We start from the raw sequence: 12,742 nt of genomic DNA, 5'->3' as shown, positions 1-12,742 counted from the left end.
TCTTTAAATTTCCGTTTTGAGCGAAAGATAATCTAAAGAAGTTAGTCAGGGCGGGTATTGATCGGACGCAACCAAAGCGGGCGTAAAGTGTTTCTCAGAATTTAACATTGTTAAAACCTGTAAGTATCAACTCGTTACAATCTAATTTTTTTATTACATCACCTCAGCGTTGATCCCTGGCCGACTCACGTTAAAATCACGCGTTTTTGGAATTTATCTCAATAATTGTGCGGGATCACGACAATGAAAAAAGTGGCATTACTGGGCCTTGGCGGCCTGATGTTCGTTTCTGCGGCAGCAAACGCAATTTCCATCAGCGGCCAGGCCGGTGAGGACTACACCAACGTTGGCGTCGGTTTTGGCACGGAAACGTCGGGCCTGTTTGCGACCGGCAACTGGACCAATAACGACGATGAGGGTGACGTGGCCAGCGTCGGACTGGGCCTGAACGTGCCTCTCGGTCCGTTCCTCGCTACCGTGGGCGGGAAAGGTATCTACACCCACCCGAAAGACAGCGATGAAGGCTATGCGGCAGCAGTAGGCGGCGGCCTGCAGTGGAAAATTGGCAACAGCTTTGGTCTGTTTGGCGAGTATTACTACTCCCCGGACTCCCTCTCCAGCGGTATCGATAGCTACGAAGAGGCCAATGCTGGTGCGCGCTGGACCATCATGCGCCCGATCACCATCGAGGCGGGCTACCGTTACCTGAACCTGGCGGGCAAAGACGGCAACCGTGACAACGCGATTGCCGATGGCCCGTACGTGGGTGTGAGCGCAGGCTTCTGATCCCCCCGGCGCGGCGTCTGCCGCGCCTGTTTCCCTCTTCCCCCCACAGCCGATTGCGTTATAGTGTTTTCACCACAAATGCGGGAGAACACAATGATAAACGTGGAGATGCTGTCCACTGGCGATGAAGTACTGCATGGACAAATCACTGATACCAATGCGGCCTGGCTGGCGGATATTTTCTTTGAGCAGGGATTACCGTTAACGCGGCGTAACACGGTGGGCGACTCGCTGGAGGCGCTGGTCAACGTTCTGCGTGAGCGTAGCGAACAGGCAGATGTGCTGATTGTGAATGGGGGCCTCGGCCCCACCAGCGACGATTTGAGCGCGCTGGCCGCCGCCACGGCGAAAGGCGAAGCGCTGGTGCTGCACACCGAGTGGCTCAGCCATATGGAGCGGTTCTTCAGCGATCGCGGCAAGGTGATGGCCCCCAGCAACCGCAAGCAGGCAGAAATTCCGGCCAGCGCGGAGTTGGTTGATAACCCGGTCGGCACCGCCTGCGGCTTTGCCGTTCAGCTTAATCGCTGCCTGATGTTCTTCACCCCCGGCGTCCCGTCTGAATTCAAGGTGATGGTGGAAAAAGAGATCCTGCCGCGTCTGCGTCAGCGTTTTACCTTTCCCGAACCGCCAATCTGTTTGCGTCTCACCACCTTCGGCCGCTCGGAGAGTGACCTGGCCCAGAGCCTCGATCACCTGACGTTGCCGCCAGGTGTGACCATGGGCTATCGCTCCTCGATGCCGATTATCGAACTGAAATTAACCGGTCCGGCAACCGAGAAGGCCGCAATACTGGCCCTGTGGCCTGAGGTGCAGCGCGTGGCGGGTGAGAACCTGATCTTTGAAGGCACCGAAGGGCTCCCGGCGCAAATCGCCCGCGATCTGCAGGCCCGCCAACTGAGCCTGACCCTCAGCGAGCAATTTACCGGTGGCCTGCTGGCGTTACAACTCTCCCGGGTAAGCGCTCCATTGCTGGCCAGCGAGGTAGTACCTTCCCAGGAGGAGACCCTGGCGCAAACTGCCCACTGGGTGGCCGAGCGGCGTGTGAAACATTTTGCCGGTCTGGCACTGGCAGTGTCGGGTGCGGAAGAGGATCATCTCAACTTTGCCCTGGCTACCCCGGAAGGCACCCACGCCCTGCGGGTGAAAATGAGCACAACGCGCTACAGCCTGGCAGTCCGTCAGGAGGTCTGCGCGATGATGGCGCTGAACATGCTGCGCCGCTGGCTGAATGATAAGCCGGTAGCCAGCGAGCATGGCTGGATCAACGTCGTCGAATCGCTGTTCGTTGAGTAAAACCTGTGCCGGGGCCTTTCCCCGGCGCTGTTCAGCCCAGCGCCTTCGCCAGCAGGGTAATCGGATGTTCACAGCGCTTGCTGGTGGACATCTCAATCTGCCACTTGCAGGTTTCGCAGTCGGTCACCACGATATCGGCGCCGCTCTCTTCAATCTGGCGGAACAGCGGGGCGCCAATCGCCTGTGACGTTGCGTAGTTCTCACGTTTAAAGCCGTAGGTTCCCGCAATACCGCAGCAGCGCGAATCCAGCACCGTCAGCTCAAGGCCCGGAATTAACCGCAGCAGTTCAAGCGTATAGAGCGACCAGCCCATTTTCTCCATATGGCAGGGTGTGTGATACACCACTTTCAGGGGCAATTTCCCCAGCGGCAACGTCTGCCCGCTATCCAGTTTGCGCCACAGGAAACGCGTCGCCAGCTCGATATGCTCGCGCAGCCCGCTATTATCCACGTCCAGCAGATGCGGGTACTCGTCGCGCAGAGTGAAGGTGCAGGTGGACGAGGTTGCCAGCACCGGAATACCCTTGTCGACAATGGCTTCGCGCAGGGAGGTGACATTGCTTTTGGCCTGCCTGCGCGCTTTATCGGTAAACCCGTTGGCAATCAGCGGTACGCCGCAGCACTTCTCTTTATTCAGTAGTTGAACGCCTGTTCCCATGGCGTTAAGCACCTTCAGCAGATCTTTACCCAACTGCGGGTGGTTGTAATTCACATAGCAGCCGTGGAAAAAGGCCACCTGGTCGGTAAACTTCGCCTGCTCCGCCGCGACGGACTTGTACCAGCGGCGGAAAGTGCCGTGAGAATATTTGGGCAGACTGCGGTGATGGTCTATCTTCAGCGTGGCATCCAGCAGCTGGCGCACCGGTTTGAGAGAGGTCGCAGTATTCACCAGCGGGGCAAACGGCGTCGACAGGCTGCCCATCAGGTCGGTGTGGCTCAGAATGGCGTCCCGTAAGGACGGTTTTTGCCTGCTATAGCGCGCCCGGGCGCGCTGGATGATATCGCCGATCTTGACATCGGACGGACAGGCCACCTCGCAGCGTTTGCAGTTGATGCAGTATTTCAGCGCCTCGTCGTACAGCCTGCCGTCCTTCAGGCGCAAACGCTCGCCGTCCGGTCCGGCCTGTTTCGGACCAGGATAGCGCGGATTTACGCCGCTGACCGGACAGATGGTGGTACACACCGTGCATTTGATGCAGCTTTCAAAACGGGTATCGTTCATCGTTCAGCCTCCGTGCGCTGGCTAATCTGCTCTGCGACATACAGTGCCGTCACGGCGCAGACGCCGCCACCGCATCCCTGGGCGACAGGATCGTATCCGCCCAGCAGCGAGCCGATGGCAAAGAGATTACTGACTGGCTTACCAGCAAGTTGCGGATGTAGCTGATTATCGGCAATCACGCCGAACTGTTGCCAGGGCTGCGGCGAGAAGAAATCACTCTGATACCAGTCCGCGCGGGAGGCGCTTTGCCGCACATCCAGCCCCATAATGGCTTCCCGGATGCCATCCCGGCTGCTCAGCAGTCCGTTACTGAAGAAACTGCCGCTTGCCAGCACCGTATAGCGGGCACGAAGCGGAATATCATCGTGATTGCGCGTCCAGATTTCACTTACCGCGCCGTCCGACAGCGTCATTTTCTTCACCTCATCCCCTGCCATCCAGACGCCACCCTGCGCAACAAATTTGCGCTGCAGCTGGGTATGCAGGCGAATGCCGGGTACGGAAGGGGGCAGCGTTGGCAGCAGACCGAGCGTGCAGGGCAGACGATCCGAGAGCCAGCGCCAGAGGCGGTTGTCGCGTAAGCCAAAGCAGGCGGGCATCAACAGCGCGTCACAGCTTTCGCCGAGCGGCCTGAGCGCGTCATACAGCAGCGGCCATTTATCTTCGTTATCAAGAAAGCGGGCGATATTCACCGCGCGAAACTCACTCGGGTTGTCTCGCAGGACATCCAGCTCGGGCAGCTCTATCTCTGCCGTTTCGGCATTAACCCCCTGACGGCAAAGTGACGCCGCCGCGAGATGGGGCTGAAAATCCAGAAAACCGCTGATACCCACGACCCGCACACGCGCGGCATTAAACGGGGCAACGGGTACCTCCTCCGGACTGAGCCAGGCGGAGCGCAGGGTGCCGAGCGGCGTGACGCGCTGATGATTTTGCCTGGCGCTCCCCTTCAGGCGTGCCCCGCAGTCCGCCAGTAGCGCTTCGGCTTCCAGCGCAAAGCGGTCAATATGCTGCGCGCCAGTCAGGTGATAGGGGTGCTCTGGCGGCAGTTGATCGCGGTACGCTTCGTCTATCAGATCCAGAGAGCCCGACGAGAAGTGCAGGGCGCTCTGGCCCCGGGTGATAATGGCGCAACGCAGCCCCTGCCTCGTCAGTTTGATGCCACAGAGCAGGCCCGCCAACCCGCCGCCGACAATCACGGTATCAAATTTCATCCTGTTGCTCCTTTTCAAGACCGCAAAGCCCCTGGTAGACCCAGCGGGTAAACTCGCTTTCACGCAGGGCATCACCCCAGGCGACAGGCTGAATGCCCTTCCAGCGCTCGTTTAAAAATGCGCTAAGCTGATCGAGCGACTGGGTGGCGGTAGTGGTATGAAAACGTTGCAATAGCCCGGCGGCACGACAGGCGCAGAGCTCTCCCTGGCAGGTCCCCATTCCGACGCGGGTGCGGCGGCGGAGGTCGAGCAGGCTATTGACCGTCAGGTTCTCCACCGCGTATTGCACTTCCCCGGCGGTAACGGCTTCACACTCGCATACCAGGCTGCGGCTCAGCCGCCCTTCGCCCAGCCAGACCGGCGTCCTGTCGCCATGGCGATAGATGGCCGAACCACGCAGAGGGGCAGGGAGGGAGATGATTTTTTGTAGCGTCTTCTCAGTGGACTGCCGCGATCCGGGCAGAGGCTGTTCTGCCGTCACGCACGATTGGGTATTGCCCAGTTTGCGGCAGACGGCATCGGTTGCCCACTCGGCCATCAGACGGTAGGTCATCAGCTTGCCACCGGTGATAGTGATAAACCCATCCAGACCGTCACGCGCGGCATGGTCGAGCAGCACAATGCCACGGCTGACGTTACGTCCGCTCGGGTCGTTGTCGCTGGCGACCAGCGGACGTACGCCCGCGTAGGCGCGCAGAATACGCGTCTGCGCCATCACCGGGGCCAGTTTTTCCCCTTCGCGTAGCAGGATGTCGACCTCTTCGGCGGTCACGCGGTTGTAATCAATCTCGCTGTAGTCCACGTGGGTTGAGGTTGTACCTATTAACGAAATGGTATCGCCCGGGACGAGGATATCGGCGTCAGAGGGTATGCGGCAGCGGTTGATCACGTGGTTATTGATGCGATGGTCGAGGATCAGCAGCGAGCCTTTCGCCGGGAACATGCGCACCGACAGGTCGGCGTATTCCGCAATGCGCTGCCCCCAGATCCCCGCCGCGTTGACCACGACGGCGGCATACAGCTCGCCGTGTTCGTTGTATTGCGTGTTAAACACCCGCACGCCGCAGATGCGATTACCTTCCCGGATAAGCCCGGTCACGTCGTGCCCGGTGAGGATACGCGCGCCATGCTCGCGGGCGTCCAGCATATTGGCGGCGGTCAGGCGGAACGGATCGACGGTGCCGTCAGGGACTTTCACCGCGCCGATAAGCGCCGGGTTAACCGAAGGTTCCAGCCGCCGCGCCAGCGCCGGGTCCATAGCCTCAGCCTGAATGCCAGCTGCATGACAGGCGGTGATAAAGGTGTCCTGAAAGGCGAGATCATCCTCGGGAAGGGTGATAAAAAGGCCGTCGGTCGGTTCAATACAGTGGCGGGCTATACGCCTGAGGATCTGGTTTTCAGCAATACATTCGCGCGCGGATTCAGCGTCGGTGACCGCATACCGCGCGCCGCTGTGCAGCAGGCCGTGGTTACGCCCGGTTGCGCCTGTCGCAATATCATGGCGCTCCAGAAGCGTGACGCTTAAGCCGCGAAGGGCGCAATCGCGTGCGATCCCAGCGCCGGTAGCGCCACCACCAATGATTATCACATCGCTGAACCGAGGATCGTGAATGGTCATTGTCATCCCTCTGTGTTCGTTTTTTTATCATTTAGCCACACTAAAACTGTGGTTTGTTTGATTTCGAGCACAAACGAGCGATATTCGAAAGTGAAACGTGATTTCATGAGCTTTTTTGCGCATTCTGTCATATTTCTGTAACAATCTGTGCGTTGATTCACAGTAACAATCACTGAGATTTCTTAACATCGCGGCCTCGCTGGAGTCGGGGGCAGTTAAGCCCCTGTAAATTCAATACCTGGCCACGGAGGCTGTTATGCTCAGTATCTTCAAACCTGCGCCGCATCGGGCGCGTCTGCCAGAGGCAGAAATTGATCCGCTATACCGCCGTCTGCGTTGGCAAATCTTCCTGGGGATCTTCTTCGGGTACGCGGCGTATTATCTTGTGCGTAAAAACTTTGCGCTCGCCATGCCGTATCTGGTGGAGCAGGGCTTTTCGCGTGGCGATCTGGGGTTCGCGCTGTCGGGGATCTCTATCGCCTACGGTTTTTCCAAATTCATTATGGGTTCAGTGTCCGATCGCTCGAATCCGCGCGTTTTCCTGCCTGCCGGTCTGATCCTGGCGGCAGCGGTCATGCTGTTTATGGGCTTTGTGCCGTGGGCAACCTCCAGTATTGCCGTCATGTTCGTCCTGCTGTTCCTTTGCGGCTGGTTCCAGGGGATGGGATGGCCGCCATGCGGACGTACCATGGTGCACTGGTGGTCGCAGAAAGAGCGTGGCGGTATCGTGTCGGTGTGGAACTGCGCGCATAACGTAGGGGGCGGTCTTCCGCCTCTGCTGTTCCTGCTGGGGATGGCCTGGTTCAACGACTGGCACGCTGCCCTTTATATGCCAGCCTTTGGCGCCATTGTGGTGGCGATTATTGCCTTTGCGCTGATGCGCGATACGCCGCAATCCTGCGGCCTGCCGCCGATTGAAGAGTACAAAAATGACTATCCGGATGATTACAGTGAGAAGCATGAAGAAGAGCTGACGGCAAAACAGATCTTCATGAAGTACGTGCTGCCCAACAAACTGCTGTGGTATATCGCGGTGGCGAACGTGTTCGTTTATCTGCTGCGCTACGGCATTCTGGACTGGTCCCCGACATACCTGAAAGAGGTGAAGCACTTCGCGCTGGATAAATCCTCCTGGGCCTACTTCCTGTATGAATACGCCGGGATCCCGGGCACGCTGATTTGCGGCTGGATGTCGGACAAGGTGTTTAAAGGTAACCGCGGTGCGACGGGCGTCTTCTTTATGACCCTGGTGACCATCGCCACCGTCGTGTACTGGCTCAACCCGCCGGGCAACCCGGGTGTGGATATGGCCTGCATGATCGTCATCGGCTTCCTGATTTATGGTCCGGTTATGCTGATCGGTCTGCATGCCCTGGAGCTGGCCCCGAAAAAAGCGGCAGGCACGGCGGCAGGCTTTACCGGTCTGTTCGGCTATCTGGGTGGGTCGGTCGCGGCGAGCGCCATCGTGGGCTATACCGTTGACTTCTTCGGCTGGGACGGCGGCTTTATGGTGATGATCGGCGGTAGCGTACTGGCGGTACTGCTGCTGATTGTCGTGATGATCGGTGAGAAACGTCATCACGCGGAAGTGCTGGCACGTCGTCAATAAGGAACATTGCCATGAAATTATCTCACTTAACAACCGGATTGCTGCTGGCGGGCCTGATGACAGGGTCCGCCCTGGCGGCGGAAAAAATCGTTATCGCCCATCGCGGCGCCAGCGGCTATCTGCCGGAGCATACGCTGCCAGCGAAAGCGATGGCCTATGCACAGGGCGCGGATTATCTGGAGCAGGATCTGGTGATGACGAAGGACGACCAGCTGGTCGTCCTGCATGACCACTATCTTGATCGCGTGACGGACGTGGCGGAGCGTTTCCCGGACCGTGCGCGCCAGGATGGCCGGTTCTACGCCATTGATTTTACCCTGGCGGAGATCCGTTCCCTGAAGTTTACCGAAGGTTTCGAGATTGAAAATGGCAAGAAGGTGCAGGTTTATCCGGGACGTTTCCCGATGGGCAAATCTGACTTCCGCATCCATACCTTCCAGGAAGAGATTGAGTTTGTTCAGGGGCTGAACCACTCAACCGGTAAAAATATCGGTATCTATCCGGAAATCAAAGCGCCGTGGTTCCACCACCAGGAAGGGAAAGACATTGCCGCGAAAACGCTGGAGGTGCTGAAACACTATGGCTACACCAGCAAGAAGGACAAAGTGTATCTGCAGTGTTTTGACGCCGCTGAGCTGAAGCGCATCAAAACCGAGCTGGAGCCGAAGTTGGGGATGGATCTCAATCTGGTGCAGCTGATTGCTTACACCGACTGGAATGAAACCCAGGAGAAGCAGTCGGACGGGACGTGGGTGAACTACAGTTACGACTGGATGTTTACACCGGGTGCGATGAAGCAGATTGCGCAGTACGCCGACGGCATCGGCCCGGATTACCACATGCTGGTGGCAGAGGGTTCCACGCCGGGCCACGTGAAGTTGACGACGATGGTGAAAGAGGCGCATGCCAGCAAGATGCAGGTCCATCCTTATACGGTGCGCGCGGACCAGCTGCCGGAATATGCGACGGATGTGAATCAGCTTTATGAGGTGTTGTACAACCAGGCGGGTGTGGACGGATTGTTTACAGATTTCCCGGATAAAGCGGTGACGTTCTTAAAATAAAAAAAGGGCCGGAAGGCCCTTTTTTACATCTCGATCTCAATATCGCCTTTTGCCCTACAGCAGCAGGGCAAAATTTCCCCTTCGTTGATGAAGGCCAGCGGCTCGGTGATCCAGTCAACCTGACCGGTCACCAGGCGGCAGCGGCAGGAGCCGCAGTAGCCTTCACGGCACTGGTATTCAACTGCAATCCGGTGGGATTCCAGCGCAATAAGCAGGGAAGGGTGTTCATCCTGGCACAGGAGTTCTGTGCCAGTCAGGCGAAGCGTCACGCGGCTCATCAGAGCTGGAAGTCGCTCAAATCATCGGTGTTGACTTCGGAGTCAATCTGACCGACCAGGTAGGAGCTCACTTCCACTTCCTGCGGCGCCACCTGGACGTTATCGGACACCAGCCAGGTGTTGATCCACGGGATTGGGTTGGAGCGGGTCTGGAACGGCAGGTCAAGACCCACCGCCTGCATGCGGATGTTGGTGATGTACTCGACGTACTGGCAGAGAATATCTTTGTTCAGGCCGATCATCGAGCCGCCCTGGAACAGGTATTCAGCCCACTCTTTCTCCTGCTGCGCCGCCTGAACAAACAGGTCATAGCTCTCCTGCTTACACTCTTCTGCAATCTCAGCCATTTCCGGATCGTCCACGCCGCTGCGCAGCAGGTTCAGCATATGCTGGGTGCCTGTCAGGTGCAGGGCTTCATCCCGGGCGATCAGACGGATGATTTTGGCATTGCCTTCCATCAGCTCGCGTTCTGCGAAGGCGAAGGAGCAGGCGAAGCTGACGTAGAAACGGATCGCTTCGAGAGCGTTTACGCTCATCAGGCACAGGTAGAGTTTTTTCTTCAGCTCACGCAGGTTCACGGTGACGGTTTTGCCGTTCACGCTGTGGGTACCTTCACCCAGCAGATGCCAGTAGCTGGTCATCTCGATCAGGTCATCATAGAAGTGCGCAATGCCCTGCGCGCGCTTCAGGATTTGATCGTTGGTGACGATATCATCGAACACAATCGCCGGATCGTTGACGATGTTACGGATGATGTGGGTGTAGGAGCGGGAGTGGATCGTCTCGGAGAAGGCCCAGGTCTCAACCCAGGTTTCCAGCTCCGGGATGGAGATCAGCGGCAGCAGCGCCACGTTCGGGCTACGACCCTGGATGGAGTCCAGCAGCGTCTGATACTTCAGATTGCTGAGGAAGATGTGCTTTTCATGCTCCGGCAGCGCCTGGAAGTCGATGCGATCGCGGGAAACGTCAACTTCTTCCGGACGCCAGAAGAAGGAGAGTTGCTTTTCAATCAGCTTTTCGAAGATGTCATATTTTTGCTGATCGTAGCGTGCCACGTTGACCGGCTGGCCGAAGAACATCGGCTCTTTGAGCTGGTCGTTTTTCGTCTGTGAAAAGGTGGTGTATGCCATGAGTGTGTCCTGTGAGAGATTTTGTAGATCGGGCAAACAAAATCGTAGGCCGGGTAAGCGTAGCGCCACCCGGCATTTACATTAAATCTTACATGCGCCGCTTTCGCAGCCATCATCCTGAATGGACGGGGCCATATCGTCCTGCGCATCTTCCGCACCGTCACGGGTGTTTTGATAGTACAGGGTCTTCACGCCAAATTTATAGGCGGTAAGCAGGTCTTTCAGCAGCTGCTGCATCGGCACTTTTCCGGACGGGAAGCGTGACGGATCGTAGTTGGTGTTGGCAGAGATCGACTGGTCGATAAACTTCTGCATGATGCCCACCAGCTGCAGGTAGCCGTCGTTATTTGGCATCTCCCACAGCAGCTCGTAGTTGTTTTTCAGCAGCTCGTAGTCCGGCACCACCTGGCGCAGGATCCCGTCTTTCGACGCTTTGATGCTGACGTGGCCGCGCGGCGGCTCGATGCCATTGGTGGCGTTGGAGATCTGCGAGGAGGTCTCGGACGGCATCAGGGCAGAGAGCGTGGAGTTACGCAGGCCGTGAGTCTTAATGGATTCGCGCAGAGCTTCCCAGTCAAGATGCAGCGGCTCGTTGGCGATCGCGTCCAGGTCTTTCTTGTAGGTGTCGATCGGCAGAATGCCTTTGGCGTAGGTGGTTTCGTTGAACCACGGGCAGGCGCCTTGCTCAATGGCCAGATCGTTGGAGGCTTTCAGCAGGTAATACTGAATGGCTTCGAAGGTCTGGTGCGTCAGATTGTTGGCGCTGCCGTCGGAATAACGCTTGCCGTTTTTCGCCAGCCAGTAGGCATAGTTGATCACACCGATGCCGAGGGTACGACGACCCATCGCACCACGTTTGGCCGCCGGGATTGGGTAATCCTGATAATCCAGCAGCGCATCCAGGGCACGGACCGCCAGCACTGCCAGCTCTTCCAGCTCGTCGAGGCTGTTAATCGCACCCAGGTTGAACGCGGAGAGCGTACACAGGGCGATCTCGCCGTTTTCGTCGTTCACATCTTCCAGCGGTTTGGTCGGCAGGGCGATCTCCAGGCACAGGTTGGACTGGCGCACTGGGGCAACGACCGGATCGAACGGGCTGTGGGTGTTGCAGTGGTCGACGTTCTGGATGTAGATACGGCCGGTCGAGGCGCGCTCCTGCATCATCAGGGAGAACAGTTCAACCGCCTTCACGCGCTGCTTACGAATACTGTCGTCCTGCTCGTACTGAACGTACAGGCGCTCGAACTCATCCTGATCGGCAAAGAAAGCGTCGTACAGGCCCGGGACGTCGGACGGGCTGAACAGGGTGATGTCGCCACCTTTCAGCAGACGGGTGTACATCAGCTTGTTGATCTGTACGCCGTAGTCCATGTGACGCACGCGGTTACCTTCCACGCCACGGTTGTTTTTCAGGACCAGCAGGCTTTCAACTTCCAGATGCCACATCGGGTAGAACAGGGTCGCTGCACCACCGCGCACGCCGCCCTGGGAGCAGGATTTGACTGCGGTCTGGAAGTGTTTGTAGAACGGGATACAGCCGGTGTGGAACGCTTCACCGCCGCGGATCGGGCTACCCAGGGCACGAATGCGACCGGCGTTGATGCCGATACCGGCGCGCTGGGAAACGTATTTCACAATGGCGCTGGAGGTGGCGTTAATAGAGTCCAGGCTGTCGCCGCACTCGATCAGCACGCAGGAGCTGAACTGGCGGGTTGGGGTGCGCACGCCGGACATGATCGGCGTTGGCAGAGAAATTTTGAACGTGGACACCGCATCGTAGAAACGCTTCACGTATTCCAGACGGGTATCGCGCGGATAGCCAGAGAACAGGCAGGCGGCAACCAGAATGTAGAGGAACTGGGCGCTCTCGTAGATTTCGCCGGTCACACGGTTCTGGACCAGGTATTTACCTTCCAGCTGCTTCACCGCGGCGTAGGAGAAGTTCATATCACGCCAGTGATCGATAAACCCGTCCATCTGCTTGAACTCTTCTTCCGTGTAGTCTTCCAGCAGATGCGTGTCGTATTTGCCCAGCTCTACCATCTTCACCACATGATCGAACAACGCTGGCGGCTCAAACTGGCCGTAAGCTTTTTTACGCAGGTGGAAAATGGCCAGACGGGCAGCGAGGTACTGATAATCCGGTGCTTCGCGGGAGATCAGATCCGCCGCAGCTTTGATAATGGTTTCGTGGATATCAGACGTTTTGATGCCGTCATAGAACTGGATGTGAGATCGCAGTTCCACCTGAGAAATAGATACGTTGTTCAGTCCTTCTGCTGCCCAGTCGAGAACACGATGGATTTTGTCCAGATTGATACGCTCGGTAGCACCGTCGCGCTTTGTCACCAGCAGACTCTGATTCATGTGGGTTTTTACCTGTCCGTGAAAAATGAAAATATCCCCCGCTTATCCACAGACCTCTGTGGATAAATACTATATATAGGGGTTGTGCGTTAAGCATAACGCAAGATGGTGAGTATTCTAGTAAGGATTCTTTTCAGCACAAGAGTTGATTTTGAGGTTAA

General features: G+C 57.4%; 10 protein-coding genes. 4 read left to right on the top strand and 6 right to left on the bottom strand.

All coding sequences use genetic code 11. The annotated features are described in order from the left end of the window. Positions 1 to 243: 243 nt before the first annotated feature. Together SOM40_RS16115 and SOM40_RS16110 are read left to right on the top strand one after the other, a co-directional pair. Positions 244 to 786, top strand: coding sequence for a YfaZ family outer membrane protein (locus tag SOM40_RS16115; RefSeq protein WP_106995409.1), 543 nt, complete (start codon positions 244 to 246; stop codon positions 784 to 786). Between the two features lie 93 nt (positions 787 to 879). Beyond that, positions 880 to 2,079, top strand: coding sequence for a nicotinamide mononucleotide deamidase-related protein YfaY (locus SOM40_RS16110; RefSeq protein WP_320530345.1), 1,200 nt, complete (start codon positions 880 to 882; stop codon positions 2,077 to 2,079). 31 nt (positions 2,080 to 2,110) lie between these two features. Here SOM40_RS16110 and glpC read toward each other — a convergent pair whose 3' ends face one another. Genes glpC through glpA form a run of 3 tightly spaced genes read right to left on the bottom strand, consistent with a single transcriptional unit; the run spans position 2,111 to position 6,133 of the window. After that, complete coding sequence (glpC, locus tag SOM40_RS16105; protein WP_320530344.1) at positions 2,111 to 3,301, bottom strand: anaerobic glycerol-3-phosphate dehydrogenase subunit GlpC; 1,191 nt, start codon at positions 3,299 to 3,301, stop codon at positions 2,111 to 2,113. Next, a complete protein-coding gene (gene glpB, locus SOM40_RS16100) occupies positions 3,298 to 4,515 on the bottom strand; it encodes a glycerol-3-phosphate dehydrogenase subunit GlpB (RefSeq protein WP_320530343.1) in 1,218 nt (405 codons plus the stop codon). The genes glpC and glpB overlap by 4 nt, the downstream gene beginning before the upstream one ends. Continuing rightward, a complete protein-coding gene (gene glpA, locus SOM40_RS16095; protein WP_312188447.1) occupies positions 4,505 to 6,133 on the bottom strand; it encodes an anaerobic glycerol-3-phosphate dehydrogenase subunit A in 1,629 nt (542 codons plus the stop codon). Before glpA ends, glpB begins: the two co-directional genes overlap by 11 nt. Before the next feature lie 256 nt (positions 6,134 to 6,389). On the opposite strand from glpA, the gene glpT reads away from it, so the two are divergent. Both glpT and glpQ read left to right on the top strand, forming a co-directional pair. Beyond that, positions 6,390 to 7,742: a glycerol-3-phosphate transporter gene (gene glpT / locus SOM40_RS16090; RefSeq protein ID WP_166183030.1), complete on the top strand. Its 1,353-nt coding sequence runs from the start codon at positions 6,390 to 6,392 to the stop codon at positions 7,740 to 7,742. Between the two features lie 11 nt (positions 7,743 to 7,753). After that, entirely contained in the window at positions 7,754 to 8,806 is a 1,053-nt protein-coding gene (gene glpQ, locus SOM40_RS16085; protein WP_320530342.1) for a glycerophosphodiester phosphodiesterase, read from the top strand. A gap of 23 nt (positions 8,807 to 8,829) precedes the next feature. Here glpQ and yfaE read toward each other — a convergent pair whose 3' ends face one another. From yfaE to nrdA, 3 genes are all read right to left on the bottom strand, one after another. Next, a complete protein-coding gene (yfaE, locus tag SOM40_RS16080; RefSeq protein WP_312077429.1) occupies positions 8,830 to 9,084 on the bottom strand; it encodes a class I ribonucleotide reductase maintenance protein YfaE in 255 nt (84 codons plus the stop codon). After that, the gene (gene nrdB / locus SOM40_RS16075) at positions 9,084 to 10,214 is read right to left on the bottom strand and encodes a class Ia ribonucleoside-diphosphate reductase subunit beta (RefSeq protein ID WP_106995401.1); all 1,131 of its coding nucleotides are present in this window, start codon (positions 10,212 to 10,214) and stop codon (positions 9,084 to 9,086) included. The genes yfaE and nrdB overlap by 1 nt, the downstream gene beginning before the upstream one ends. 81 nt (positions 10,215 to 10,295) lie before the next feature. After that, complete coding sequence (nrdA, locus tag SOM40_RS16070; protein ID WP_225758373.1) at positions 10,296 to 12,581, bottom strand: class 1a ribonucleoside-diphosphate reductase subunit alpha; 2,286 nt, start codon at positions 12,579 to 12,581, stop codon at positions 10,296 to 10,298. Positions 12,582 to 12,742 lie beyond the last annotated feature (161 nt).

It is taken from the genome of Leclercia sp. CFBP8987 (assembly GCF_034044995.2).
Classification (GTDB): Bacteria; Pseudomonadota; Gammaproteobacteria; order Enterobacterales; family Enterobacteriaceae; genus Enterobacter; species Enterobacter tamurae.
This window is presented reverse-complemented; position numbering and strand designations above follow the sequence as displayed.

Coding starts and splice junctions, on each gene's coding strand:
- glpA (WP_312188447.1), bottom strand. CDS start 6,133: ATGACCATTCACGATCCTCGGTTCAGCGATGTGATAATCATTGGTGGT.
- yfaE (WP_312077429.1), bottom strand. CDS start 9,084: ATGAGCCGCGTGACGCTTCGCCTGACTGGCACAGAACTCCTGTGCCAG.
- nrdB (WP_106995401.1), bottom strand. CDS start 10,214: ATGGCATACACCACCTTTTCACAGACGAAAAACGACCAGCTCAAAGAG.
- glpB (WP_320530343.1), bottom strand. CDS start 4,515: ATGAAATTTGATACCGTGATTGTCGGCGGCGGGTTGGCGGGCCTGCTC.
- SOM40_RS16110 (WP_320530345.1), top strand. CDS start 880: ATGATAAACGTGGAGATGCTGTCCACTGGCGATGAAGTACTGCATGGA.
- SOM40_RS16115 (WP_106995409.1), top strand. CDS start 244: ATGAAAAAAGTGGCATTACTGGGCCTTGGCGGCCTGATGTTCGTTTCT.
- glpC (WP_320530344.1), bottom strand. CDS start 3,301: ATGAACGATACCCGTTTTGAAAGCTGCATCAAATGCACGGTGTGTACC.
- glpT (WP_166183030.1), top strand. CDS start 6,390: ATGCTCAGTATCTTCAAACCTGCGCCGCATCGGGCGCGTCTGCCAGAG.
- glpQ (WP_320530342.1), top strand. CDS start 7,754: ATGAAATTATCTCACTTAACAACCGGATTGCTGCTGGCGGGCCTGATG.
- nrdA (WP_225758373.1), bottom strand. CDS start 12,581: ATGAATCAGAGTCTGCTGGTGACAAAGCGCGACGGTGCTACCGAGCGT.